The sequence below is a fragment of the Paracoccus sp. (in: a-proteobacteria) genome, assembly GCF_047605025.1.
GTDB lineage: Bacteria > Pseudomonadota > Alphaproteobacteria > Rhodobacterales > Rhodobacteraceae > Paracoccus.
On the sequence record NZ_JASGGO010000014.1, the window covers coordinates 56054 to 82270 of the forward strand.

Genomic DNA, 26217 nt, shown 5'->3' on the forward strand with positions numbered 1-26217 from the left:
CAGCCCCGCTTCGGCGGCCCGGCCAGCAGGTCGCCGAAGCCTTTCCTTCCCCGCCGAAGCCATGCCATCATGCCGCTCCTTTCTGTCACCCGCCAAGCCTCGCAGATCCGGTCTGCCGGGCGGACGCCTTGCGGATCAGCCCCCATGCCAGCCACGCGCCTTGCCGACCAGATCGCCGAAAAGCTTGAACAGATGATCGCCGCGCGCGGCCTGGGGCCGGGCGACCGCCTGCCCGCCGAGCGCAGGCTGGCCGAGGATCTGCTGGTCTCGCGCTCATCCCTGCGCGAGGGGATCCAGCGGCTGGCAAGCCGGGGCATCCTGGTCAGCCGGGTTGGCGGCGGCACCTATGTGGCCGAGCCGGCCCCCGAATGGTCCAGTGGCGCGATCTTCGCGCCCTTGGAAACGCTGGTGAAGGGCGATCCGGCATACCGCTTCGACGTGCTGGAAATCCGCCATGCGCTGGACGGGGCGGCGGCCTGGCACGCCGCCATCCGCGCCACGCCCCAGGACAAGGCCCGGCTGCGCGAAAGCTTCGAGCGGACGCTGGCCCTGCATGGCAGCGAGGACCCGATGGAGGAGGCCCGCGCGGATGCCTCGTTCCATCAGGCCATCGCCGAAGCCTCGCACAACCTGATCCTGTTCCAGGTCTCGCGCGCGCTGTTCGATCTTTTGCAGGTCAGCATCTCGCAAAGCCTGGAAAAGCTTTACACCCTGCCCAAGGTGTTCCAGCCGCTTTCCGCCCAGCATCGCGAATTGCTGGACGCCATCGTCGCGGGCGATGCCCCCCGCGCCCGCGAGGCCGCGCATCGCCATATCGATTTCGTCCACACATCCCTGAAAACCATCGACGAGGACGAGGCCCGCAGGGCGCGTTCGTTCCGTCCGCCTTCGGAAAAGGTGTAACCGCCATGATCATTTCAGCCTCGACCGACTATCGCGAAGCCGCCCGCCGCCGGTTGCCGCCCTTCCTGTTTCATTACATCGACGGCGGCGCCTATGCCGAACATACGCTGCGCCGCAACGTCTCGGACCTGGCCGATATCGCGCTGCGCCAGCGGGTGCTGCGCAACATGTCCGACCTGTCGCTGGGCACCGAGCTTTGGGGCGAAAAGCTGGACCTGCCCGTGGTGCTGGCGCCCGTGGGCCTGACTGGCATGTATGCCCGCCGAGGCGAGGTGCAGGCCGCGAAGGCGGCCCAGGCCAAGGGCATCCCGCTGACGCTCTCGACCGTCTCGGTCTGCCCCATCGAAGAGGTCGCGCCCGCCATTTCCCGGCCGATCTGGTTCCAGCTTTATGTGCTGCGCGACCGGGGCTTCATGAAGAACGCGCTGGAACGCGCGCAGGCGGCGGGGGTGAAAACGCTGGTCTTCACCGTGGACATGCCCGTTCCCGGCGCCCGCTACCGCGACGCCCATTCCGGCATGAGCGGCCCGAACGCCGAAATCCGCCGCGCGTTGCAGGCCGTGACCCATCCCCGCTGGGCCTGGGACGTGGGCCTGCACGGCAAGCCGCACGATCTGGGCAACGTCTCGCGCTATCTGGGCAAGGCCACGGGGCTCAAGGATTACATCGGCTGGCTGGGGGCGAATTTCGACCCCTCGATCTCGTGGAAGGATCTGGAATGGATCCGCGATTTCTGGCAGGGGCCGATCGTCATCAAGGGCATCCTGGACGCGCAGGACGCGCGGGACGCGGTGGCCTTCGGCGCGGATGGGATCGTGGTCAGCAATCATGGCGGGCGGCAGTTGGACGGGGTGCTGTCCTCGGTCCGCGCGCTGCCGGCCATCGCCGATGCCGTCAAGGGCCAGATGAAGGTGCTGGTCGATGGCGGCGTCCGCTCGGGCCTGGACGTGGCGCGGATGATCGCGCTTGGCGCCGATGCGGTGATGATCGGACGCGCCTTCATCTATGCGCTGGCGGCGGGCGGCCAGGCGGGGGTCGAGAACCTGCTTGATCTTTTCGAGAAGGAGCTGCGTGTGGCGATGACCCTTTGCGGTGCGAAATCTGTCCTGGAGCTGACGCGGGACGCGCTGGCACTGGACACGCTTTCGTCCAACGCCGCCCCGGCAAGCCTCATCCCATGAACGATCCGGCGCGGCCAAGGGCCGCGCCTGCCCGCCACATCCCGGCCTTCGCATCCCGGCCTTCGCGTCCCGGCCTTCGCGTCCCGGCCTTCGCGTCCCGGCCTTGCGAAAACGACCCGTCGCTTTGGCAAGGCCGGCAAGTCATCCGCAGGCCCCACGCCCCCTCGCCGCGATTGATCGACGCAACCGATCGACGCAAACCCCCGCCACTATCGGCATTCGGACCAGATGACGCGGTTTCTTCAGGGCATTTGAATGATCCGCTATTCGCCGCTCCGGGAATCGCCGATCACAAGCCATGAGGCCCCTTTCGTGGCAAGCTGCCCATGATCACGCCAAGGGGCCTGATTGCCCAACCGCGACCAGCGGGGCTGGTGTCGCGTCCGGCGCGGCCGCCCGTCCAAAAGCCGCACAGCCCCGCCCTCGCGGCAGGGCATGGCGCACCTCATCCCGAATGACAGGCGGACAGGCAGATGAAGCGGCCCGCCCGCAGCAGCCGATCATCAGGGGGCAATGGAAATTACCCGCATTCGGGCGGCCGAAGCCTGATTGCGGGGGCAGGGCCGGCCGGGCCGGAAGGACGTTGGGAAAAGGCCGATGGCCCTGCATCCGGCGGCGGGATGCCACTGGGAAAGGCGGCGCGTCACCACAAAGCGGCACCGCCGCATCGGCAGCACGGGCGGCGGGCGAAGGGGATGGCAAGCGAAAAGGATAGGCGGGCGAAGGAATGGCGGGGCCGAAACCCGTCGCTTTCACGCGCCCCACGCCCGTCACCCGCCTTTGGCGATACATCAAGCGGGCGACGAATGCCTTGCCCCCTTCCCCGCCCCGCGCCATACCGGCAAAAGCCAACCAGGACCGCCGATCATGCTTTTGACCGCCGACATCGCCGAATCCCTCTGGCAGGACCGCGTGCTGCTTGGTCCCGTCCGCAAGGCACCGGGCCAGGGCTTTTACGGCAAGATCAAGCTCGATTGCGAACTGCCCCTTGCCGGGACCGTCACCATGGAAGAGCGTTCGGCCCTTTACCGCCTGCCCTACGCCCCCTCGATCGGCGGCCAGCCCTTTGGCGGGCTTTGCTCGATCGGAATGATGTCCTATTCCTATTCCGCCCTGCCCGAGCCGATGACGGTCGGGCGCTACTGCTCGATCTCGTCGGGACTGGTGCTGCTGGACAGCCACCATCCGCTGGATGCGGTGACCAGCTCCACCATCACCTTTCGCCCCCATAGCCCGCTGTTTCACGGCCTTGACACAAGGGAACTCTGCGAGAAAATCGGCTGGGATGTGCGCAACGGCAAGCCCTGGCCGGTGATCGCGCATGATGTCTGGATCGGCCGCGACGTGACCCTGGCGCTTGGCATCACCATCGGCACCGGCGCGGTGATCGCCGCGGGCGCGGTCGTGACCCGCGATGTCGAGCCCTATTCCATCGTCGGCGGCAACCCCCCGCCATATCCGCCACCGTATCCAGGACCCCGGCCTGCGGGCCGGGATACTGGCCTCGGAATGGTGGGACTATCCGCCCCAGGCCCTGCTGCGCCTGGGACTGGAGGATCCGCGCCGCTTCCTGGCGAACCTGGACCGCGCCCGGAACCGAGAGCCGGGGGACTGGGGACTGGGGACTGGGGACTGGGGACTGGGGCAATACGCCCCCGCCCGCCATGTCTTCACCCCAAAGGGCGTCACCCGCCATCCCGGCAAGACCCTGCCGGGCAAGCCGGTGCCCAGGCCGCAACCGGGCACCAAGCCATCGGCGCGCTGGTCGCCGCGCCGTCTGTTGCCCTGGACCTGGCCCCGGACCTGAACCGATGCAAGGAACCCCATGACTTTCCTTAAAACCCTGGCCCTGACGCTTGCCCTCGCCAGCCCAGGCATGGCGCAGGAACTGACCTTCTTTCGCATCGGCACCGGCAATACCGCCGGCACCTATTACCCCATCGGCGGCCTGATCGCCGAGGCGATCTCGCAGCCGCCGGGCGCGCCGCCCTGCGACCAGGGCGGGCCTTGCGGGGTGCCGGGGCTGATCGCCTCGGCGCTGGCCTCGACCGGATCGGTCGGCAATGTCCGCGACATCGGCCAGCACCGGATCGAGGCCGGGTTCAGCCAGTCCGACATCGCCCATTGGGCGCAGACCGGCACCGGCCTTTGGACCGGCACCCCCCCGGTCGAGAAGCTGCGCCTGATCGCCAACCTCTACCCCGAGAGCATCCACCTGGTCGCCCGCAAGGATGCCGGCATCGCCTCGGTCGCCGATCTGCGCGGCAAGCGCGTCTCGATGGACGAGCCGGGTTCGGGCACCCAGGTCGACGCCCGGATCATCCTCGGCGCCTTCGACCTGTCCGATGGCGACCTGATCACCACGGATCTGCGCCCCGACCAGGCCGCCCGGCATCTGCGCGAAGGCACGCTGGACGCGTTCTTCTTTGTCGGCGGCTATCCCGCCGGGGCCATCGCCGAACTGGCAAGTCAGGCCCAGATCGTCCTGATCCCCATCGCCGGCCCCCAGATCGAGGGGCTGCGCCGGGACTATGCCTTTTTCGCCCCCGACAGCCTGCCCGCCGGCACCTACAGGGGACAGGACCTGGCCATCCCCACCCTTTCGGTCGGCGCGCAACTGGTGACATCCGCCGACCAGCCCGAGCCGCTGATCCACGACATCACCGCCGCGCTTTTCACCGATCGCGCGACCCGTCTTTTCGCCGGCGGCCATGCCAAGGGGCGCCAGATCACCCTTCGGACCGCGACCCAGGGCGCCGGCATCCCGCTGCATCCCGGCGCCGAGCGTTTCTACCGCGAGGCCGGTATCCTGCCCTGACCGGCCAAGCCTGGCCAGGCTTCGCCCCGAATCGCGCAAGCCCTCCTTTCCCAGGCAGACTGGCACAGAGGCGTTAACGCGGGATGAACGCCCCCGGCCTTTTCCGTGGGGAAGCTTTCGAGACCATGGGACAGATCCTCAAACGCCTCGGCCAATAGTCCGGCCCAGGGGGGTATACAGCATGTCGGCGGCAAAGACCGCGTTCATGGACGGATAGCCGATGGCCGGCGGGCAGTCGAACAGGATCAGATCATAGGCATGTCCGGCAGGCGGTCCAGAAACCGCGACACCGCGCCGAAGAAGGCCCATTCCGGGTTCAGGTGCCGATACTGGCCGCTGGCGAATTCGACGAAGGCGGCGTTGGCGCGGCTTGGCACGATGTCGATGCTGGGCCAGGCGGTCGGCTTGACGAAATCGCCGGGCCGCAACGCGCCAAGGCCCATGTCGCGGATCAGGGCCGGCAGCTTGCGCCGGGGCGTGAACAGCCCGCATCCGCCAATCGAGCCGGGTTCCGGGCGTTCATGCGAACCCTTCGACAGGCGCATGGGACGCGAAAGGCGCTCCGGCAGGCCCCCAGCCTTGGGGCGGTCCCTCAGTCCCGGCCCAGCCGCGCCGTCCATGATCCGCCGTCATGGCTAAGATGCAGGCGCGAAAACGGGCGCACCCCCACCCGCCGGGCCGAGGTCGAGGGCGCGTCCAGCACATGCAGCAGCGCCGCCTGGATCGGGCCGGGATGGGTCAGGGCGATCAGGCTTTGGCCCGCGCCCGCCCGCGCGTCAAGCCAGGCCGCGACCCTGCGCCGCATCTGCGCGAAACTTTCGCCGCCATGCGGCGCGGCCTTGGGATCGCTGGTCCAGGCGGCAAGGCCCGCCGCGTCCACGGCCAGGATCCGATCCATGGAAAGGCCCGCCCAGGCGCCGAAATCGGCCTCGCGCAGCGCGGGCTCGGGCCTGGGGTCCAGGCCCAGGGCGCGGGCGGTCTGCATCGCCCGCAGCGCGGGCGCGCTGACGCAATCGCGCGCCGTGCGCAGCGGCGCAAGCGCGGCCAGGGCGCGCGCGCAAGCGGGCTGGTCATCGGGAAAGACCCCCGGCGGCGGGGCGGCGGCGCAGATCAGGGTGATGCGGCTGGTCATGGGACCAGCATGGGCGACACGCCCGGCCGGGCGCAAGTTTGCTTTGACTTTTCGCCCGCGGCGGCGCAGCGTCGCCGCATTGTCCCGATCACGGAAGCCGGTGCAAACCCGGCGCGGTCGCGCCACTGTAACCTGGGCCCAGGCCCAGGAAGTCAGACCCGGATCGAGGCATCGAAACCGATTCACGGACGCGTATCCGAAGGAGTTGAGCCATGGCGCATAGCCACACCGCATTCCCACCGGGCCTTGACCGGCCCGCCCCCGTTCCCCTGTCGCAATGGGCGCCCTGGGCGCTGTTCGCCGGGCTGGTCCTGCTGCTGGCGCTGTATTTCGTCAGCACCGAGCAGGGCGCGACGGCGCTGTTCGACGGCAGCAACCTGCATGAATTCGTGCATGACGCCCGCCACCTGCTTGGCTTTCCCTGCCACTGAGGGGGCGACGATGGCACGTTATCTGTTGCTTGGCATGATCGCCGGGCTGCTCGCGGCCGTCCTGGCCTTCGGCGTGGCGCGCGTCTGGGGCGAACCCCCCGTCGCCGCCGCCATCGCGCTGGAAGAGGCGGCGACCGAAACGGGGGCCGAAACGGGGTCGCATGGCCATGACCCCGCGACCCCCACCCATAGCCACGGCGAGGACGAAGAGGGGGGCATCAGCCGCCAGACCCAGGCCGGGATCGGGCTTTTCACCGGCATGGCGGTCTTTGGCGCGGGTCTGGGCGGGCTTTTCGCGCTGGCCTTCGCGCTGGTCCAGGACCGGCTGTCGCATCTGACGGCGCGGGGCACGGCGGCGGCTCTGGCCGGCTGCGGCTATGTCGCCCTGGTGCTGGTGCCCTTCCTGAAATATCCCGCGAACCCGCCCGCCGTGGGCCATGGCGAGACGATCGGGCTGCGCACGCAGATGTTCTTCGCCATGATGGCGCTGTCGCTGGCCGCCATGGCGATCGCCGCGCTGATCGGGGGCCGCGCGCGCGACCGCTGGCGGGGCGCGGTGACCGGAGGGCTGGCCTATCTGGTCCTGGTCCTGGCCGCCGCGATGGCGCTGCCCGCGATCAACGAGGTGCCGGCGGATTTTCCGGGGGATCTGCTGTGGCAGTTCCGCAGCGTCTCGCTGATCGTCTCGGCGGTGCTCTGGGCGGGGATCGGGCTGCTTTTCGGCCTGCTGGCCGAGCGGCGCCCCGCTTGAAAAAAGGGGGCGCCCGCGCGCCCCCTTCCCGCGCGCCCCTTACAGATCCTTGACCAGCCGCAACGCGTCATAGATCGCGGCATGGGTATTGCGGGCGGCGACCGCATCGCCGATGCGGAAAAGGCGAAAGCGGCCCGCCGGATTTTTCGCCACCGCCTGCGGCTCGCCCGCGATCAGGGCGGCGTGATCGACCTCGCCCAGGTTCGAGGACATGGGCTTCAGCGCGAAATAAAGTTCGTCCAGGGGCCTGGTCCCTTGGTTCACCACGACCTGATCGACAATGCGTTCGCGCGTGGCGCCGCCGTAATCGCTGCCCAGCGTGGCGCGCAGGCGGTTGCCGTGGCGGGCGACGGATTTCAGCCGCCAGGTCACGGTGAAGGTGGTGTCGCGGGTTTGCAGGTTGCGCATATAGGGGACCAGGTTCATCGCCATCACCTCGGGCGAGAAGGCGCGGTCGGGGGTCACGATCTCGACCCTGGCGCCGGTGGCCGAAACAAGGTCGGCGGCCTGAAGCGCCGGGTGATCGCCCGCGTCGTCAAAGATCAGCACCTCGCGCCCCGGCTTCACGTCGCCCGAAAGGATGTCCCAGGCCGAGCAGACAAGATCGTTGCCGCTGTCCAGCACCTCGACATGGGGCAGGCCGCCGGTCGCGACGATCACCTCGTCGGGATCGGTCGCCAGCACGTCGTCCACATCGGCCAGGCTGTTGAACCGGAACGAGACGCCGCGCTTTTCGCACATGGCCGCGCGCCAGGCGATGATCGAGATCATCTCGCGCCGGCGCTCGTCCCGCGCGGTCAGGCGGATCTGGCCGCCGGGCTGGTCGGCGGCCTCGAAGACCGTCACGGCATGGCCGCGCTCGGCGGCGACGCGGGCGGCCTCCATCCCCGCCGGTCCCGCGCCGACGATGGTGACGCGCTTTTTCGCGACGGCGGCCGGGATGGTCTGGGGCATCGTCTCTTCGCGCCCGGTCGCGGGGTTGTGCAGACAAAAGGCCATGCCGCCCTGATAGATCCGGTCCAGGCAGTAATTCGCGCCGACGCAGGGGCGGATCTCGTCCTCGCGGCCCTGGATCAGCTTGCGGACCAGATGCGGGTCGGCCATATGCGCGCGGGTCATGCCCACCATGTCCAGCAACCCCGAGGCGATGGCATGGCGCGCGGTCGCCAGATCGGGGATCTTGGCCGCGTGAAAGGTCGGGAAATCGGTCGCCTTGCGGATCGCACCGGCGAATTCCAGATGCGGCGCGTTCGCCATCCCCTGCACCGGGATCACGTCGGTCAGGCCGGGATCGGTGTCGATATGGCCGCGCACCACGTTCAGGAAATCCACCAGCCCGCTGGCTTTCAGCAGGTGCGAGACCGCCATCCCCTCATCCGCCGTCATGCCGCCGGGCTGCATCTGGTCGCCGGTATAGCGCAGGCCGACGATGAAATCCGGGCCGCAGCGCTCGCGGATCGCGCCCAGCACCTCCATGGTGAAGCGCAGGCGGTTTTCAAGGCTGCCGCCATAGGGCGGGTCCAGGTCGTTGGTCAGGGGCGACCAGAACTGTTCCAGCAGGTGGCCGTAAGCCTCAAGCTCGATGCCGTCCACGCCGGCGGCCTTCATCCGCTCGGCCGCGTCGGCAAAGTCGCGGATGACGCGGGCGATGTCCCAATCCTCGATGCGCTTGGGAAAGGCGCGGTGCGCGGCCTCGCGTTCATGGCTGGGGGCCAGGACCGGCAGCCAGTCGGCCTTGTCCCAGCGGGTGCGCCGGCCCAGATGCGTCAACTGGATCATCACCGCCGCGCCATGGTCGTGGCATTCGTCGGCAAGCTTTTTCATCCAGCCCACGACCTCGTCCTTATAGGCCAGGATATTGTTGAAGACCGGCGGGCTGTCCCTTGAGACGGCGGCCGAGCCCGCCGTCATGGTCAGCGCCACGCCCGCCTTGGCACGCTCGACGTGATAGGCGCGGTAGCGGTCCTTGGGCATCCCGTCCTCGGGATAGGCGGGTTCGTGGCTGGTGATCAGGATGCGGTTGCGCAGCGTCAGATGTTTAAGTCGATAGGGCTGCAACAGCGGATCGTTGGACATGGCTCTGCCTATGGGGTGGATGCTGTAAGGCAGGGCAGCGCGGAATGTTCACCTGTGTCAAGTCAAAATTCATCTCTGCACATTCCGCTTGCCCGCGCCAAAGGCAATGCCTTAGCATCGGCCGCATGGAGCAGGCATCGGAAACCGGATGGCGCGGATCGCGCGAGGGCTGGCTTGAGGCCGGCTATCAGGCGCTGATCGAAAGCGGCATCGATTCGGTCAAGATCCTGCCCTTGGCGAAACGCCTGGGCCTGTCGCGGACAAGCTTCTATTGGTTCTTCCAGGATCGCGACGCGCTTTTGTCCGCCCTGCTTGAGGGGTGGGAGGACCGCACCACCCGGCCCCTGATCGCCGCGGCCCAGGCCTATGCCGAAACCAGGGCCGAGGCGATGCTGAACCTTCTGGCCGCCTTCCTGGCACCGGACCAGTTCGACGCGCGGCTGGAATTCGCGGTGCGAAGCTGGGCCTTGCGCGACGACACCGTGGGCGCGCGCATCCGCGCCGCCGACGAGGCGCGGCTGGCGGCGCTTGGCGCCATGCTGATCCGCTGGGGCATCGACGCCGCCGAGGCCGACATCCGCGCCCGCATCATCTATCTGGCGCAGATCGGCTATATCTCGATGCAGGCGCGCGAGGATCTGGAAGAGCGGCTGGCGCGTATTCCGATCTATGTCAGGATCTATGCCGGAACGGCGCCCGAACCGCGCGAGATCGCGCGCTTCAACGCCCGGCTGCGAGGATAGGAAGCAATGATGCGACTGGGACTGATCGGCGCGACGGGATGGCTGGGCGGCGCCCTGGGCCGGCATCTGCTGGCGCAAGGCGTGGTCGCGCCGGGGGATCTGGTGGTCCTGAACCGCTCGGGTCGGCGCGGCTATGAAGGGTCGGTCTGGGCGGCGGATGTCGCGGATCTGGCGGCGCGGGCGGATGTGATCGTGGTCTCGGTCCGGCCCCAGGATTGGGCGGGCCTGGACCTGCGCGCGCCGGGCAGGCTGGTGATTTCCTTCATGGCCGGGATAGGGCACGCGGCGCTGGCGCGGGCGGGCGGGCGGGTGGTACGCGCGATGCCCAATGCCGCCGCCGAAAGCGCGGGATCCTATTCGCCCTTCTGGGCCGGACCGGGGGTGGACGCGGCGGATCGCGCGGCGGTGCGCCGCATCCTGGGCGCGATCGGCACCAGCGACGAATTGCCGGACGAGGCGCAGATCGACCTGATGACGGCGCTGCCCGGCTCGGGTGCTGCCTATCCGGCGCTGATGGCCATGGCGATGGTGCGGTTCATGACGGATCGCGGCGTGCCCGAGGCGGTGGCCTGGCGCGCCACCGAAGCGGCGGTCTGCGGCGGCGCGGCCATGCTGGCGGGCGCGCCCCAGCGGGCGGAGGAACTGCTGGCCGCGTATCGCGACTATGCCGGCACCACCGCCGCCGGGATCGCCGCGGCCGAGGCGGCGGGCTTTGCCCAGGCCATCGGCCGGGCGCTGGAGGCGGCGGCGCGCAAGGCGCGCGACATCGGCGGGCCGCAGGGGATCGGGTGAACCGGGCCGCGGTTTCATCCGCGCCATCCCCGTCAAGGGGCCATCGCGCCGGTGTAGTCAGCGCGCGACGGGATTCGCGAGACAGGCTGGCGCGGGGCCGTCACTCGGCCCCTCGGGTGGCGTCGTATTCCAGTCGTGAGCTGGCCTCGCCCCAGGCGGTGCCGACGCGGCGCGCGACCCAGCGGTGCAGCGCCCCTTCCTCGTCGCGCAGGACCGAGGGGACGCGGCGCAGCCGGACGCCTTCGCGCGGGACTTCCTCATCCTGCAAATCGAAGGGACGGGGCGCAAGGACGCGCCCGCGCGAGGCGTCGCCGCCGTCGAACGAGCCCTTGCGCAGCACGAACCCGCCGAAGCGGCTGGTCGGGACCGGCACCATCGGCACCCAATGGGCGGGCGGCAGGATTTCCAGCGTCCAGGCGTCCTGGGCACCCGCGCGGGGCCGGGCCGGCAGGGGACCGGGCGCCTGCTCGGCGCTGCGGTCGCGGGCCAGGCCGTCCGCGCCCTCATGGCTGCGCTCGATGGCCCAGACCACGTTGGCGGTCTCGTCGCGGGCAAAGATCACCTCTTCGCGGGCCTCGCCCTCGATCGCGGGCCGGGCATTGGGCGGGATCAGGAACAGCGGCTCGGCCCCTTTCGGCCCATCGGTGCGGTAAAGCAGGAAGCGACCCTTGCGCGGCTTGTCGGCGGCGGCGGGGACGGCGATCTCTTCGTTGAAGGTGGTGCGATAGCTGACGGCGGTGACGCCCGCCAGCGTGGCGCGCGGCAGGTCGATGGGGGCGATCAGCCAATCCGTGCCATAGATCGTGGCATATTCCAGGAAGGCCAGCCGCGCGAGGTCGTTGGGCTGCACCTCGGCCAGGCCGAAATTGACCAGCCCGTCCTCGAACTGCCACAGCCGGGGCGCGGGCATGCCGGGATAGCGCAGCGGGCTGGCATGGACATGGGCCTGATGGGTCTGGACCGGGGCCTGGGCATCCAGGCCAAGGCCCGCGCCCTCGGCCAGGTCGACGCTGAACCAGTCGATGGGGCCGCCCAGATGGCAGGGCGCCTCAAGCAGGCGCGCCTGCCGCCCGGAACCCGCTTGCAGGCCGAAGCGGTATTCCAGCCGGTCCGAATGCCAACTGTCGGCCTCGCCCCGAAGCGAGACATTGCCCCGATACCAGGAAAGCCAGTCCTGGGCGGCGGCGGCCACCTCGGGCGGTTCGCCCTGCATCCAACCGGGCGTGCCCGCCTCAAGCGCCAGGGCGGCGGCCTCGGCATCGGGCAGGCGGCGCGCGATCAACTGCCAGCCCGCATCCGGTTCGGAGGCGGCAAGATCGGGCGCCGCCAGATCGAAGGGACAATCGGCCAGAAGCCGCGCCTCGCCCGCCCAGCCCAGCGGGGACAGGCTTTCGACCAGGACCTGCCCCGCCTCGGCGCGGTCGCGCAGCGAGGGCGGAGCCCATGGCTCGGCCTCGATCTGGGGTTCGATGGCGCAGCCATGGGGCAGCGGCGCGGGGGCCGCCCGGCGCGCGGCATCGCCGGCCCGCAAGCCCGCCAGCGCCTGGCTTTGCGCGGTGACGCGGACCGAGACGGGGGTGCCGCAATCCTCGCCCCGGAACTCGCCCAGCTGCCATTGCCGCGCCAACATCCAAAGCGCGTCGGCCAGCCGCATCTCGACGCCGGGGGCGGGTTCGCCCGACAGGCTTTGCGGCTCCAACCGGGTCCAGGCGGGGGGTTTAAGCAGGACCGCGCCGATGGCCTTCGCGTCGAAGGTCTTGGCGATCATGGCGTCATGGACGGCGAACTTGTCCTGAATCATCATCAGCCCTCCTTGGTCATGGTGAAGTTCTTCAGCCCCGAAAGGCGGGCCAGTTGCCGCGCCTCAAGGGTGATGCGGGTCCAGTCGATCACCTGCTCGCCTTGCAGGGACCAGCTTTGGGTATAGATCGCGGGCAGGACGCGGCCGGCCAGAGGCAAGGTCTCCAGCGTGATCAGCCGGGCCTTGGCCAGTTCCAGCGTGTCGGCCAGAAAGTCGCAAAGGCTGTCCTCGGTCCAGCGCGCGCGGTCGGGGGAAAGCCCCAGCAGCAGCACCTGCGGCGGTTCGGCCGCCGGCGCGTCGGCATGCAGCGCCACCCCGGCGGTGCTGCGACTGACGGCGGCCACACTCGCCCCCGCCCCGCCCGCCTCGCGCAGGGGCAGGGTCTCGGACCAGTTATCCAGCAGCAGGCCCGCCACACCCTGCGCCAGATCCAGCCCTGCCGGCGCATCGGCCAGCAGCGAAACCACCGGGCAGGTGGGCGAGACCGCATCCGCCGGCAGGCCCGCGCCGATCCAGCGATCAGGGGGATTTTCGCCAAAGCCGCAAAGCTGGCGCAGCACCAGCGCCGGGCCGCGCCCATGGATCCCCGACATCAGCGCCAGCCGGTTGAAGCGCCCGACCGGGGCGCGCACGGCGCCCATATCGGCCAGATAGCGCCGCATCGCGCCGGGCGGGGGCGGGGCAAAGGCGTGCTCGCCCAGCGGCTCGCCAGGATCGGCGGGATCGACGGGGGCAGCGGGGGCGAAGACATGCGGCAGCGGCACCGGAAGGGCCGCGCCGAACAGCGCCTCGGCCGCCTGGGCCAGGCTTTCGGCGGTGGCGGGAAGGGCCAGCACGGTGCCCAGCCGGGCCAGCCGGTTCTCGCCCTCGCGCAGGGCCAGGACCGCGATATCGGCGCTGTGCCTGTCCGACAGATCCGGCAGGGCGATGCCGAAATCCGTCAGAGCCAGCAGCGCGCCCGCCATCCGGTCGCGCGGCACGCTGGCCAGCGCCAGCAGGTCGCGCAGCGCGCCAAGCCGCATGGAAAGCGCCGCCGCCGCGTCCGAGATCCGGCCGAAGGCATCGGTCAGCGCGCCGGCCCTGGGCTGCCAGCCGGCATTGCCGGGCAGGCCGATCCCGGTGCCGTCAAGCGCGGTGGCGCGGTCCAGCACGTCTTGCAGGGCCAGGCCCGTCAGCCGCGCTTCCTCAAGCGGGATGCCCTGCGGTCCCAGATCGGTCTCGGGGAAGGCGGCGTCCGGGTTGGCCAGGGGACCGCGCGCGCGCACCAGCCGGGCCAGCATCTGGGGATGGCGGCAAGCGGCGGCGAAATCCAGCGCGGCCAGGCCCGTATCGGCCAGGGTGGCGCGCCCGCCCCCCGCCTTCGCGCCGATCACCACGCGGGCCGGGTCGGGCAGAAGGCCCGCCGCCCAAGCCTCGGCCAGGGGGCTGACGGCGGCACGGGGGGCCGCCCTCGACCAGCCCCGCGCCGGGTCCGGCACCGCGATCAGGCGGTGGCTGACGATCACCCCCGGCCCATGCGAGACCACGACATCGGGCAGTTCGGGCGGCGGCGCCTGGCCCCGCCCCGAGGCGTCCAGCGCCGCCGAGGCGCGCGCCATGTTGCCCTGTCCCAGTTGATGCACCGATTCCGCCAGCATCAGATCGGCCAGCGCATCGGCATCGGCCGCGCCCTCGTCGATGGCGGTCTCGATGGCCTTGCGTTCGTCCGTATCGGGGCCGGTCCAGGCCGAGGGGTCGTCCAGATAGGGGTTGCCAATGGGCGGCTGGGCCAGCCTGGCATGGATCGCCGACGCACCCTCGGCGTTCCAGCGTTCCAGCAGGCGCAGCATGTCGGTGACGTTGACCAGGGCCAAAGCCTGCGCCTCGGGGTCGCTGGCGGGGTTCTGCGGATCGGGCTTGCCCGCCGCCAGCGGCGCGAGACCCCGAAAGCTGAGGATGAAGCGGTCGCAATCGGCCTCGCGCAGGCGGCGCTCGAACTGATAGCCCAGCAGGGCGCCGATGCTTTGGCCATTCGCCACGCCTTGCAGCAAAAGCTGCGCCCGGCGCACGCGGGCGCTGGACAGGTCGATGGCGAAGGCGCCGCCGGTGCCGTCGGCGGGGTTATGCGCCAGATAGGCGCTGCGCAGAAGCCCCGCCGTGGTGGCCTGTTCCAGCGTCGGCGCGGCGATATAGCCGCCCTCGCGCGCGGCGCGGTCCTGCGGGCGCAGATCAAAGAGCCAGCCATAGGCCCCGACCGTCAGGCCCTGGGGCGTCCCCGCCCGGACCCGCGTGAAGCGCGCCCAGGACAGCGCCAGGATCCAGGCGTCCAGCCGGTGGCTGGCGCTGTCCAGCGTCTGGGCCACGGCGCGGGTGAAATCGGCGCCCGCGCGGCCCAGCTCCACCAGCGCCGCCAGCGCGCCGCGCAGATCGGCGTAACGGGCGCGGGCGATCAGGATGCTTTCGACCAGCGCCAGGCCAAGGCGGTCGCGCTCAACCGCCGAGGTGGCGTCCAGCACGCGCTGCGCGGCATCCGCCTGCATCGTCACCGGGCGCGGACTGGCCGGGCGGCTGGCCGGGCCGGCGTCGATCCGGGCCAGCACCTGGGCATAGGCGCGGCTGTCACGGGTCTCGTCCGCGGTCGAAAGCGCGATCACCTGCTGGCCAAGCGCGGCATCCAGCGTCGAGACCGCGCGCACCGCGTCGGGCAGCGCGCGCGTGGGCGTCGCCGCCGCCTTGACCTGGGTCCAGCCCAGCCCGACCAGCGCCTGGAACACGCTGGAAATCGCGCCGGGGCCGCGCCCGTCCAGCAGCGCCTGAAGATAGTCGGCATCGCGCGCCGGATCGGCATAGGGCAGCGCCACGGGCCGCGATTCATCGTCCAGCGACCCCGCGCCGTAGACATAGGAGAGCCCGCCCAGCGATTCCGCCAGAAGCTGGTTCAGCAGGCCCTCGATCTCGGCGGCGGGGCGGGCCTGGTCGGTGGTGGCCTGGATCCTGCTCAGGAAATCCGAGGACATGCACCTGCGCGCCCTGACCCCCCAGCTTTGCGGTGCCTGGCCAAAGATCGCCAGCACCCGCTGCGCGTCCGCGCCCTGATCCAGCACGGGCACATCGGGCAAGCCGGCCAGCCAGTTGGGCAGCATCTTGCGGGTCAGGCTTTCGACCCCCGCCTCGGTCCGGCCCGCGTCCTGGGCCGAGAAGCGATGCGAAAAGCCCGCGAAGGGCAGGATGCCATAGGGCTGCTGGCCCACGCGCAGGCTGGGCAGGCTGCCGCCGCCGCGCAGGAAATCGCGGTGGAAGATGCGCAGATCCTCGATGACGCGCGGCGAAAGCGCCTCTTGCCCGTCATCCAGCGTTTCCAGGAAATAGCCCCAGGTCGCGGGCCAAAGCGCGGTATTGACGGCGCGCGCCAGGGTTTCGTCGCCCGCCTCGGCGCCAGCCAGGCCCGAAAGCCGCGCCGGGTCCGCGCCAAGCGCGCGGGCGGCGATGGCGGCGGCGCTGTCCTGGGGCAAAGCGGGCGCGGCCAGCGGCACGGGGGCGGGATCGGACCAGCGCATCCAGCCCGCCGCGTCGGCCTCGGTATTGTTGGTGGGCGTGCCCGGCGCCACGAAGGCCAGCCGCGCGGCACCGTCATGCGCGCCCAGCAGTTCGTCCAGCGCCGCCGCGCCCTCGGCCGGCTGACGGCTTTGCGTGACGCCATAGACGAAAAGCCGCTCGATCGGCGCGTTCGAGGGCAGCGGCAGTTCGATCGCCATGCCCAGTTTCAGCGCCAGATCGTAATCCGAAAGCCATTCGGTGCCTTCCAGCACCTTCAGCCCGTCATTGTCCTTAAGCGCCGCGCCATCGCCCGAAAGCAGCCCGATGCGCAGCCCGCGATCCACCAGCGCCCCCTCGGCGCGCAGAAGCTGGCCGCCCTGCCAGGCCGAGATGCGGAACCGCTCGGGCAGCAGGCGGGGCCGGGCGGCGCCGGGGTCCAGGGCCGGCACCTCGGGAAAGGCGGGGGTGCCGCCGCGCGCCTGGGGATTGGTCGGGCGGGTGGCGAAGGCCACATGCCGCGCCCGGTCGGGGCCGGTGACCTGGCGCAGCGCCGCCCAGGGTGCCTCGATGGCGCTGTCGTCGGGGGCCTGGAAAAGCGCGCTCCAATAGGCGCGCCCGGCTTCGGCCTCGGGATCGGTCAGACCGGGGCGCAGGCGGTCCACATGGATCTCGTCGGGATAGATCCGCACCTTCAGCAGCGGCTTGCCGCCCGCGTCCTGGCCGAAGCGGGTCTCAAGGCGCAGCGGCAACAGCAGCAGCGGCACCTCGGCCGGCGCGTCCAGGCCAAAGCGCAGCAGGTCGCCCAGCCGGTCGCGCAGCCGGTCCTGAAGATCCTTGCGCGCGCCCAGCCGGTCCTGAAGCTGCGCATTGGCCTTGTCGATGGCGACGCCCAGCCGCTGGACGCCGCGCTGGTCGCCGGCCCGCTGCGCGGCCTCAAGCGCCGCCTGCCGGGCCTTCAGATCGGCGCGGGCCTGCGCCTCGGCGCGGACGGCGTTTTCCAGCGCCAGCCGCGAGCGCGCGGCCTGGGTCTGGGCGGATTTCAGTTCGCGAAGATCCACGGGGGGCATGGCTGTTACCTCTGCACGTCGCGGCGGGTCGCCCCGCTGGTGTCGATCAGCGTATCCGCCCGCCAGGCGGCGCGGATCGGGTTGGTCAGCAGGATGCGGGCCACCACGCCCGCATGGCCGGGCCAGCGCACCGTGTCGGGCTTGCCGTTGGGGTCCTTGACATCGAAGCTGCGCCCGGCGCCCAGGAAGCCGCCGGGCGGGATGGTGCCGAAATCGGCCCAGTCCAGGCTGTCATGCGCGGTCGAGGCGCTGGGGTTCAGGTCCAGCCCGAAGCGCGGCGCCGTGGGGTTCTGGGCCAGCACGATCCACCAGTTCTGCGGGCCAAGCTGCTCGGGCGTCAGGTCGAAGCCGACGATGGTGTAGTCGGGCTTCATGTAGGAGTGAAACAGCACCCGCGCCTCGGTCCCGGCGGCGAAGGTGGGCGGCACCGCGTCCGAGACGGCGCGGATCGCCATGATGAAAGTGTCGGGAAAGCGGCGCAGAAGCTCGCCCCGCACGACCAGCGCCAGCGCCCCCGCCCCCGTCGTCGCCCCCGGCTTGTCGCCGCCGATGATGAAATGGCTGCCGATGGGGCGGCGGCTGAAGCGGTGGATCGGGCCGGTCAGCTCGTCTTCCTCGGCGTCCCAGAAGCGTTTGAAATAGGTGCCGCGCTGGTCGGTCGGATAGTCGCGCCACAGCAGTTCGCGCCCCATCTCGTCCGAGGCGCCGATCAGGAAGGCTTCGGCGAAGCCCGGATTGATCGAAAGCAGCGTGACGAAATCGCGTTCGGCGATGGTGCCCAGGCCGGGCACCAGCCAGTCGCGGTCCATGTCCTCAAGCGCGCGGGACATGGGGCGGCGGAACTCGGGCGCGGCCATGATCGGGCGCAGGCCCTGGATGTCGATCCAGTCCGCCGGGATCGCCGCGCCGGCAAGCGTCAGGCGGCCCTTGAAGGCGGCGCGGGCGGTCGCGCGCGGGTCGATCTGCGCCAGCACGGCGGGTTTCGAGACCGTAAGCGCGCCCAGATCCATCTGCATCATGGGCGGCGCGGCCTGGTCGCGCACCATCGTGGCAAGCCGGTCGCGCAGGGTCTTCAGCGGCGTGCGGCCAAGGTCGGCCAATTGCCCCGAGACCCAGCGCGAGATGTCCGTCTCGAACCGCGCGGCCGGTTCCGTCGGGATAAGGACGGGGATGTCCTGCGGCCGGTCGGTCAGGACCGGGCCAGAACCAAGGCCCGTGCCAAGGCCAGAACCAAGGCCGGGACGCGTGCCAGTCAGGGGACCAGTCGTGGTGCCGGGCCGGGTGATCCGCCCCGCCACCCCCGGCAAGGTCGCGCCCGGCAGGGTCGCCTGCGGCTGGGTCGCGACCTGGGGCCGGGCGACGACGCGGCCCGGCAGATCGACGCGCGGCACGACCTGGGCCACGCCCCCCAGCGCCGTCTTGGCGCGGTCGGCGGTCGCCAGGCCGGAATTGCCGATGCCGACCAGGATTTCGGCCAAGCTCTCGGCCAGACCCTGGGCGGCCTCGGGATCGCCGGCCTGGACCCGCCCGACCTGCGCCCCCAGCCGGTCCAGAAGCGCGCCGGCCATCGCATTGCCCGCCATGCCGTCGGGGCCACGCCATTCGCCGGCCGAAAGCTGGGCCAGCGCATTGCCCTTGGCCAGCACCCCCATCCGCCGGTCCAGCTGCGCCAGCGCCGCATCGGGCGCGACGCCCAGCCTGCGCGCCACCAGATCGGGCGCGAAAAAGGCAAGCCCGGCCTTGGAAATGCCGCGGATCCCATCGGGTGTCCGGTAGGCGCGGCGGTGATCGGCGAAGCCGCCCGGACCCGCGACCATCGCGCCCTCGACGGCACCTGCCATCTTGCGCGCAATGCCGCCGCCCTGGCGCAACGCCCGGCGAAAGGCGCCGCTCATCGTGGTCGCGGCGGTGCGGCTGTTCGTGACCGCCGCCCAGACCGTGCGGTCATGGCCGCTGTCGCGCAGCTTCGCATGAAGGTTGCGCGTCACCTGCATCAGCGCGCCCGGTTCCAGCACCGCGATATGGCGGTCGCGGATCGAGATGTTCACCACCTCGGCCATGCCGGCCCAGACCAGCGCCTGATTGGCGCGGCGGATGCCCTCGACCTGCGCCCAGGCGGCCTGCATCAGCGCCTCCTGGTCGCGGCGCACGACCTTGGCGCCAAGCGAGGCGACGATGCGCAGCATCGGATCGGTATTGAGCTGCGCAAACCAATCCGCATCGGCCGCGTCCGCGCTGGCGGCGGGCGTGCCGAAGACCGGGCCAAGGCGGCTGGCGGCGCGCTGGAACCGGGCGTAAAGCCGCGCCCCCACGCGGGGCAGGTCAGGATCGGCGATGTCATTGGCCTGATCGACGCGCAGCCGCACCGCATCGCGATGCGCGACGGGCCATTCGGTCGGCACCGCCTGGCCGGGCGGCTGGTTCGCGGGCGAGTAAAGCGCGCATTTCAGGATCTGGATGGCGCCGCTGTCGCCCTCGGGCAATTCCGGGATCGCGCCGCCGGGGCGCGACAGGTCGATCAGCCGCCGGCCGATGGCCCAGGGCGCGGCCAGCCCCTCGATCCGCTCGGCCAGTTGGCGGAAGGTGCCGCCTGGCGCGGTGCGGAAGGTCCAGAAATCATAGACCGGAAGGACCACATCGTCCTGATCGTCGCCGGGCGCGCGCGTCCAGGCCGGCGCCAGCGTGCCGCCGCCGGTCCCCAGGCCGGCGCGGACGCCGCAATCATAGGCCGGGACCAGCGCGGCCACATAGGTCACGCCATCGTCCAGCCGGCGCGGGCACAGGATGCGCGCCAGGTTCGCCGGCCCATGCTCGGGCGACAGCCGCGTCTCGACCGTATCGGCGGCATCGCCGCGCAGACGCGGGCCGGCGGGGTCGATGGCCGCGCCGACGACCTGGGCGTGACAGAAGCGGTGATTTTCCTGCAAGGGCTGCAACTGGCCTTTTTTGGTCCAGATCTGGGCCGGAAGCTCGGCCCGCGACGGCTCGATATGGGTCAGCGCCGCCTCGCAGACGACCAGCGCCAGCCAGGGCTTGCAGATGTCGCCCGATACCGGCTCGGGCGAGAACATCCAGGGAAAATCCGGCAACGCGAATTCGATATGCGCCATATAGCCCTGTTCGGCATCGGTGCTGTCGGGGGCGGGCTCGCGGCGGATGACCTGGGCCGGGTCGATCCCGGTCACGTCGCCGGGACCGTAAAGCGCCAGCGTGCGGCTGACCGCCTGGCTGGTCGCGGGATTGGCGGAATCGGCCACCTCGACGCGCGCCTCGATCACCGCGCGATTGCCCTGGGGCGGGTCCTTGATCGCGGCGGCAAGGCCGGTGCGCACGAAAGGCACGAAGGCATAGTCGCCCAGATGGATGTTCTCGGGCGTGAAGGCCACCGGGACCAGCGCCCTGGCCGAGGCGAAAAAGCTTAGCCCGGCCGATTGCTTCAGCGTCGCGAATTCCGCCATGTCACACCAACCCCGCCGACAGCACCGTCAGTTCCTTGCCATCCAACTGGCCCAGCCGGACCATGGCGGCCGCCTCGCTTGCGGGCAGGGCGATGCCCGCCCCGATACCCGTCCCAATGGTCGCCTCGATGGCCAGCGTCTCGGCCGAGACGACGCGCACCTCGCCGCGCTCGGCCATGCGCAGCGGAACCGGCCCCTCGCGGCGCAGATAGGGGTTCACCCCGTCGCGCGCCCGCATCTTGGCCGAGGCGCCCAGGATCGCCGCCGCATGGCTGCCCAGCAGCCAGCCCGAAACACTGGGCGCGATGTCGTGATGCGGCAGCACCGTGTTCCAGGCGACGCCCGCATGGGTGGCCGCGCTGAAGCTGGCGCCCCGCGCCGCGCCCATGCCCAGGCCCGAGGCATGTTCCTCGTATTCCGGGCGCGACAGGATCTCGTGATCCTTCAGGTCCAGGAAATGGCCGGGCGGGAAACGGTCCGAAAGCGGCCAGACCGCCCCCGCCGCCGCCCCGCCCAGGGTCGCGGCTTGCAGGTTGATGCGCTTATGCGTCACCCGCGACGAGCCGATGCGGTCGATATCGGTTTCCAGCGGCACGGAAAGCTGGCGCAACTCGATCTGGCCCATCGGGTGATAAAGCGGCGTGCCGTCGGCCGGGACCAGTCGCACGACCGAGGCCGCGCCCTGCGGCAGCAGCGGCGCCCATGCGTTGTCGGCGGCCAGCGCCTGCGTGGCGGCGGCGATGGGGTCGATCTGCGGCGCGGGCGCGGGGCGGCTTTCGCCCCATTCGATCGGCCCCACATCGACATCGATGTCCCACCACAGGATCTCGACCGAAGCCTTGCCTTCCAGGTGAAAGGGCTTGTCGCCCGAAAGCTTGCCCTGGAAGCGCACCCCCGCCAGCGTGACCCCCAGCGCCGAGACCTTGATCCCGGCATCTATGCGGATCTCGAAATAGAAATGCGGCGCCCATTGGAACAGGGCATCCAGTTGCAGCCAGGCCTCGGCCTTGGCGACCTCCAGATCCGCGATGATCGAGACCCGGCCGCCGAACTGCACCGTGTTGGTGGTGATCGCGACATAGGCCTGGACCGAGATGGCGATCCACTTGACCGGCGGCGCGAACTTGATGCCGACGCGCTGCATGTCGCCGATCTGCTTGGGCGCCTCGTAGCCGGGAAAGAAGCCGCCGACCGAGATGACGAAGGCGCCCTCTCCGCCCCATTGGACGAAGATGCAGATGTCGCCGGTGATCTCAAGCTTGAAGACCTTGGACTTGGCCAACGACACTTTCAGGAAGAAGTAATCCGGCGTGATCTCTCCCATCAACTCGGCGCGCAGATCGACGACGCGCAGCTTTTCCTCGACCTTGGCCGAGGGCACGCCGATCACCACCTTGCCCAGCAGCACCAGCTTGGGATCGGGAAGCGAGATGACCAGCCCAAGCTGGGCCACGACGAAGCCCGCCTGCGAACCCCAGCCGATCTCGGCCATGGGGCCGATGACGAAGCCGCCCTGACGCACGGGAAAGATCTTGCCCAGGTTGTTCAGGATGTCGGGCGCGGCGGCAACCGGATCGGCGGGGAAAAGCAACTGCCCCACCACGCCGTCCTTCAGCCCGTCGCGCAGCGCCGCGCTGTCCAGGCTGCGGTTGATCGCCAGAAGCCCGCCCAGTCCCGAGATGGTGAAGCCCGGCCCGATGGTGATGGCCGGGCTGAAACGCACCCCGATCACGATCACCATGTTGAAGGGATCCGTGCCCAGCAATCCGATGGCGGTGACGCTGAAGCTGTCCAGCACGCTCAGCTCGAAGACGCCGCCATATTCCTCCTTCACCTCGTCATAGCGCAGGAAGCCGCCGCCGGTGACGGCGGGCGTCTTCAGCCGCAGCCCGACGCCCGAGGGGATCTTGGGCCTGACCTCCGGGTCGCCGCCATCGACCCAGCGGATCGAGACGCCACCCCCCTCGGCCACGCAGGCGAAGACATCGCCCAGCTTGCCCGCGACGGTGAAGACCACGTTCACGCGGTTGCGGTTCTCGGCATTGTCGGCGGCGGGCTGCTCGATGGCGAATTCGCGCAATTCGATGGCGGGATATGAGAAGCGCACCGGCAGCACCAGCCGCTTGTCCTTGCCCGAGCCGAAGGTCAGCCCGTCCTTGGTGTCCAGCGTGATCGCCACGCCGTTGGCATCCGCGGTGGGCGGCTGGCCGGGCATGATCTTGTCCATCAGCTTGTCGCCGCGCAGCCCGGCCTTCAGCGTGGTGTTCAATTCGATCCCAGCCTTGAATTCGGTCTTGTAGGTGAAGAACGCCGTCAGCGAGGCGCCGTCGAAGGACAGCGGCGGCAGGCTGGCCGCGCCCGCCTGGGCAAAGATCACCGAAAGCCGCTTTTCCGCGTAATCCCATTTCAGCGCGTCGCCCAGCTTGTCCGAGGCGTTGTCGACATTCATCACCAGCTTGCAAAGCTTGTCGAAATTCCCGGTGACGGCCCCGCCCGCGTCGTTCAAAAGCTTCTTGATCGGGGCATGCATCCCGCTGATCGCTTCCTTGACCTGATCGGGCGTCATCGTGCCATTGGCCTTTTCCGAGACCTTGGCCGCGATCTTTGTAATCGCGCTGTCATAGGCGTTCAGCAATTTCCCCAGCGCGGTCAGCGCGCGGGCCAGTTCATCGGCCTGGAATTCCGCCGCTCCCAATTCCGTCGCCATTTCCTGAACGGCGGCCTTGGCGGCGTCTATCTCGGGCTTTATTTCAGCCGCGACCGCCTTGCCAATATCGGTAAGCTGCTGAATATCCTGCTTCAGCGTCTCGAATGCGGTTTTCGTCGTGCCTTCCTGGCCATCGGCCAGGGAAGAAACCAATTTCCCCGTGTCCGAGAAACTGTCTCCGACAAGATCAGCCGCGCGGGTATGGGCAAAGGCCACGAAACCCCTGCCGAATGCAGAAAAAATATCGTCTGCCATCGCTACCTCGGTGCTTATCGCACAGGTATTAAAAAATTAAGAATTTCCTTAAAGGTGATGAGTCTGTCTTGCCGCATATACTGCGCCCCTGGACAGATTCGTGCAACATAAATAAACAGTATGGAAATATCGCGGGATTTTCGGAAGAACCCTGCACCGGCCATCCGCCCCCTTTCGCCGCGCCAGTCTTTGGTGGACCAGGACCAGACGCCCGTAATTGTTGGAAATCATGTCGCTAATATGGGTGGCGCCGCATTCGGACGAAGCCGCGACCAGGAAAGGTTCCTGGCGGATCCCGTCCAGGCGGAAACGATGTTTCCCGCATAGTGCCGGCAGGCATGGCCTTTCAAAGACGGCATCCGCACCGACTGGGGCGCCCAGCTTGACAATCACGAACGCGTGAGTCACATCAGCCGCAGCGCCAGCCTTACGCAAGCATCATTTCTTGGTTCAGGGAGGGAGCTTTCGATGTCATGGAAACTGTCTTTGGTCGCGGGGCTTCTGGCCACGACCGCCGGCTTCGCGCAAGAGCGGGGCGTGGTGCTGGATGAGGTCGTGCTACAGGCCGAATCCGAGACCGCGACCGGCCCGGTCGACGGCTTTGTCGCCACGCGCAGCACGACGGCCAGCAAGACCGACACGCCGCTTGTGGAAACCCCCGCCTCGGTCAGCGTGATCGGCGCGGCCGAGATCGCGGCGCGCGGCGGCGTCACCAACCTGGGCGAGGCCATCGCCTATGCCCCCGGCATCTGGGTCGATCCCAGCTTCGGCGTCACCAACGACAGCGGCTTTTCGATCCGGGGCTTTTACAGTTGGGGGGCGAACTATCTCGACGGGCTGAAGGTCGGCACCGGCATGACCCGCGCGGGCCAGCCCTCGATCGAACCCTATGGCATGGAGCGTTTCGAGGTGCTGCGCGGCCCGGCCTCGGTGCTTTACGGGCAGGTGACGCCGGGCGGCATGGTCAATACCGTCAGCAAGCGCCCGACCTTCACCCCCTCGCGAGAGGCGGTGCTGCGCTATGGCAGCTATGGCCAGGTGCAGACCGGCCTGGACATGAACGGCGTCAACCGGGACGGCACGCTGGGCTGGCGCTTCGTCGGCTATGCGCAATCGGGCGGCACGCAGATGGACGATGTGGACGACGACCGCATCTATCTGGCGCCCAGCCTGACCTGGCGGCCCACCGATCAGACCGAGATCACCTTCCTCGCCTCGTGGCGGCGGCTGCGCGGACAGGAATGGAACAACGAAACCTCGCGCGATGCGCTGCTAAGCGTCTCGCCCTCGTTCAATCCCGGCGAACCGGGTTTCGACCGGCGCGATTCCGACCAATACGCCATCGGCTATGAATTGACGCATCGCTTCAACGACGATCTGAAGCTGGTGCAGAACCTGCGCTTCTACCGGATGGACGGCACCTATCACCAGGTCTTCGCCTGGAACGGCACGACCGGGAACCCGGACCGGCCCTATGAGGTCTCGCGAGAGACCTATATGCAGGACCAGACGGTCGACACCTTCGACCTGGACACGCGGCTGCAATGGAACCTCGATGCCGGTTCCAGCCGTCACACCCTTCTGGCCGGGGTCGATTACTCGAACATCAAGACGCGGATGAAAAGCCGCTGGGGCGAGGCGGCGGCGCTGGATTTCGCCGATCCGGTATATGGCCTGCCCGTCGGCCCCTTCGGCGATCTGATCCGGGACGACGAATGGAAGCGCGAGTTGGGCGTCTATGTCCAGGACAGCATTCAGGCCGGCCCCTGGCGCGCCACCTTCGGCGGGCGCTGGTCGCGCACCACCAATGGCGAGGACGCCTCGATCACCGCCTGGAACTATGAACGCAAGCAAAAGGCTTTCGTCGGCAATGCCGGCCTGCTTTACCTGACCCAGGCCGGCCTTGCGCCCTATGTCAGCTTCGCCCAGTCCTTCCAGCCCGAAACCGGGACCGACTGGCAGGGCGACCCCTTCGACCCGACCAAGGCCAGGCAATACGAGATCGGCGTGAAATACCAGCCGCCGGGCAGCGATGCGATGTTGGCTGCCTCGGCCTATCATATCACCCAGCAGAACCTGCTGACCACCGATCCCGAACATCCCGATTTCTCGCGCCAGACCGGCGAGGTCCAGATCAAGGGGATCGACCTGGAAGGCCGGATGCGGCGCGGAGACTGGGATCTGTCGCTGGCCTGGACCTGGCTCGACGCCAGGATCACCAGCAATGAGGACGGCAACCAGGGCAACGAATACACCACGCCGCGTCACACTGCCTCGGCCTGGGCGAGTTACGCGCCGAAACAGGGACCGCTTGCCGGGTTCAACCTCGGCGGCGGGCTGCGCTATAGCGGCGCCAATTGGGGCGACGAGGCGAACACCGTCCGCAACGACTCGCTTCTGGTGGCGGATCTGGCCGTCGGCTATGATTTCGGCCTGCGCAATCCCGAACTGGACGGGCTGCGGCTGGACCTGGCCGCGCACAACCTTGGCGCGGGCAAGCAGACGCAATGCAGCGGCTGGGGCTGCTATTACATCCAGCAGCCCTCGGCCAGCATGTCGCTGGCATGGAAGTTCTAGGCGCCTGAA

The 26217-nt window shown here is 69.4% G+C and carries 15 protein-coding genes, 1 pseudogene and 1 riboswitch; of the genes and pseudogenes, 9 read left to right on the forward strand and 7 right to left on the reverse strand.

Annotated features, from left to right (window positions below):
• Positions 1-144: 144 nt before the first annotated feature.
• The 4 genes from lldR (at position 145) to QM682_RS09920 (ending at position 4902) form a co-directional block, all read left to right on the forward strand.
• Complete coding sequence (lldR, locus tag QM682_RS09905) at positions 145-903, forward strand: transcriptional regulator LldR (RefSeq protein ID WP_415129242.1); 759 nt, start codon at positions 145-147, stop codon at positions 901-903.
• A 5-nt stretch (positions 904-908) separates the two neighbouring features.
• Positions 909-2084 (forward strand): FMN-dependent L-lactate dehydrogenase LldD, encoded by a 1176-nt coding sequence (gene lldD, locus QM682_RS09910; protein ID WP_415129244.1) that lies wholly within the window; start codon positions 909-911, stop codon positions 2082-2084.
• An 867-nt stretch (positions 2085-2951) separates the two neighbouring features.
• On the forward strand, positions 2952-3923 hold the full coding sequence (locus QM682_RS09915; protein ID WP_415129246.1) for a hypothetical protein: 972 nt from the start codon (positions 2952-2954) through the stop codon (positions 3921-3923).
• A complete protein-coding gene (locus tag QM682_RS09920; RefSeq protein WP_415129248.1) occupies positions 3910-4902 on the forward strand; it encodes a TAXI family TRAP transporter solute-binding subunit in 993 nt (330 codons plus the stop codon). Before QM682_RS09915 ends, QM682_RS09920 begins: the two co-directional genes overlap by 14 nt.
• Positions 4903-5053: 151 nt before the next feature.
• Here the strand turns inward: QM682_RS09920 and QM682_RS09925 are convergent.
• Positions 5054-5390 (reverse strand): annotated as a pseudogene (locus tag QM682_RS09925) (ParA family protein); the annotation flags it as partial.
• A 104-nt stretch (positions 5391-5494) separates the two neighbouring features.
• The gene (locus QM682_RS09930) at positions 5495-6034 is read right to left on the reverse strand and encodes a histidine phosphatase family protein (RefSeq protein WP_415129250.1); all 540 of its coding nucleotides are present in this window, start codon (positions 6032-6034) and stop codon (positions 5495-5497) included.
• 92 nt (positions 6035-6126) lie between these two features.
• A riboswitch (cobalamin riboswitch) is annotated at positions 6127-6192 on the forward strand.
• Between the two features lie 54 nt (positions 6193-6246).
• Here QM682_RS09930 and QM682_RS09935 point away from each other — a divergent pair.
• On the forward strand, positions 6247-6465 hold the full coding sequence (locus QM682_RS09935) for a CbtB domain-containing protein (RefSeq protein ID WP_415129252.1): 219 nt from the start codon (positions 6247-6249) through the stop codon (positions 6463-6465).
• 10 nt (positions 6466-6475) lie between these two features.
• On the forward strand, positions 6476-7216 hold the full coding sequence (locus tag QM682_RS09940; RefSeq protein WP_415129253.1) for a CbtA family protein: 741 nt from the start codon (positions 6476-6478) through the stop codon (positions 7214-7216).
• 39 nt (positions 7217-7255) lie between these two features.
• Here QM682_RS09940 and hpbA read toward each other — a convergent pair whose 3' ends face one another.
• The gene (gene hpbA / locus QM682_RS09945) at positions 7256-9292 is read right to left on the reverse strand and encodes an N-methyl-L-proline N-demethylase HpbA (protein ID WP_415129255.1); all 2037 of its coding nucleotides are present in this window, start codon (positions 9290-9292) and stop codon (positions 7256-7258) included.
• Positions 9293-9417: 125 nt separating this feature from the next.
• Here hpbA and QM682_RS09950 point away from each other — a divergent pair, with 125 nt between their 5' ends.
• The gene (locus tag QM682_RS09950) at positions 9418-10035 is read left to right on the forward strand and encodes a TetR/AcrR family transcriptional regulator (protein WP_415129257.1); all 618 of its coding nucleotides are present in this window, start codon (positions 9418-9420) and stop codon (positions 10033-10035) included.
• A gap of 9 nt (positions 10036-10044) precedes the next feature.
• On the forward strand, positions 10045-10827 hold the full coding sequence (locus QM682_RS09955; protein WP_415129258.1) for a pyrroline-5-carboxylate reductase family protein: 783 nt from the start codon (positions 10045-10047) through the stop codon (positions 10825-10827).
• Between the two features lie 100 nt (positions 10828-10927).
• Here the strand turns inward: QM682_RS09955 and QM682_RS09960 are convergent, their stop codons facing one another.
• From QM682_RS09960 to QM682_RS09975, 4 genes are read right to left on the reverse strand one after another with little or no spacing between them, the layout of a single operon-like run.
• The gene (locus tag QM682_RS09960) at positions 10928-12631 is read right to left on the reverse strand and encodes a hypothetical protein (protein WP_415129260.1); all 1704 of its coding nucleotides are present in this window, start codon (positions 12629-12631) and stop codon (positions 10928-10930) included.
• Positions 12631-17211, reverse strand: a complete 4581-nt coding sequence (locus tag QM682_RS09965; protein WP_415129262.1) for a hypothetical protein — start codon at positions 17209-17211, stop codon at positions 12631-12633. The genes QM682_RS09960 and QM682_RS09965 overlap by 1 nt, the downstream gene beginning before the upstream one ends.
• 5 nt (positions 17212-17216) lie before the next feature.
• Positions 17217-20669 (reverse strand): hypothetical protein, encoded by a 3453-nt coding sequence (locus tag QM682_RS09970; RefSeq protein ID WP_415129264.1) that lies wholly within the window; start codon positions 20667-20669, stop codon positions 17217-17219.
• 1 nt (position 20670) lies between these two features.
• On the reverse strand, positions 20671-23631 hold the full coding sequence (locus tag QM682_RS09975) for a DUF6603 domain-containing protein (protein WP_415129266.1): 2961 nt from the start codon (positions 23629-23631) through the stop codon (positions 20671-20673).
• A gap of 468 nt (positions 23632-24099) precedes the next feature.
• Here QM682_RS09975 and QM682_RS09980 point away from each other — a divergent pair, with 468 nt between their 5' ends.
• The gene (locus QM682_RS09980; protein ID WP_415129268.1) at positions 24100-26208 is read left to right on the forward strand and encodes a TonB-dependent siderophore receptor; all 2109 of its coding nucleotides are present in this window, start codon (positions 24100-24102) and stop codon (positions 26206-26208) included.
• Positions 26209-26217 lie beyond the last annotated feature (9 nt).

Coding starts and splice junctions, on each gene's coding strand:
- QM682_RS09980 (WP_415129268.1), top strand. CDS start 24,100: ATGTCATGGAAACTGTCTTTGGTCGCGGGGCTTCTGGCCACGACCGCC.
- QM682_RS09960 (WP_415129260.1), bottom strand. CDS start 12,631: ATGATGATTCAGGACAAGTTCGCCGTCCATGACGCCATGATCGCCAAG.
- QM682_RS09965 (WP_415129262.1), bottom strand. CDS start 17,211: ATGCCCCCCGTGGATCTTCGCGAACTGAAATCCGCCCAGACCCAGGCC.
- QM682_RS09950 (WP_415129257.1), top strand. CDS start 9,418: ATGGAGCAGGCATCGGAAACCGGATGGCGCGGATCGCGCGAGGGCTGG.
- QM682_RS09920 (WP_415129248.1), top strand. CDS start 3,910: ATGACTTTCCTTAAAACCCTGGCCCTGACGCTTGCCCTCGCCAGCCCA.
- QM682_RS09975 (WP_415129266.1), bottom strand. CDS start 23,631: ATGGCAGACGATATTTTTTCTGCATTCGGCAGGGGTTTCGTGGCCTTT.
- QM682_RS09930 (WP_415129250.1), bottom strand. CDS start 6,034: ATGACCAGCCGCATCACCCTGATCTGCGCCGCCGCCCCGCCGCCGGGG.
- lldD (WP_415129244.1), top strand. CDS start 909: ATGATCATTTCAGCCTCGACCGACTATCGCGAAGCCGCCCGCCGCCGG.
- QM682_RS09940 (WP_415129253.1), top strand. CDS start 6,476: ATGGCACGTTATCTGTTGCTTGGCATGATCGCCGGGCTGCTCGCGGCC.
- hpbA (WP_415129255.1), bottom strand. CDS start 9,292: ATGTCCAACGATCCGCTGTTGCAGCCCTATCGACTTAAACATCTGACG.
- lldR (WP_415129242.1), top strand. CDS start 145: ATGCCAGCCACGCGCCTTGCCGACCAGATCGCCGAAAAGCTTGAACAG.
- QM682_RS09935 (WP_415129252.1), top strand. CDS start 6,247: ATGGCGCATAGCCACACCGCATTCCCACCGGGCCTTGACCGGCCCGCC.
- QM682_RS09955 (WP_415129258.1), top strand. CDS start 10,045: ATGCGACTGGGACTGATCGGCGCGACGGGATGGCTGGGCGGCGCCCTG.
- QM682_RS09970 (WP_415129264.1), bottom strand. CDS start 20,669: ATGGCGGAATTCGCGACGCTGAAGCAATCGGCCGGGCTAAGCTTTTTC.
- QM682_RS09915 (WP_415129246.1), top strand. CDS start 2,952: ATGCTTTTGACCGCCGACATCGCCGAATCCCTCTGGCAGGACCGCGTG.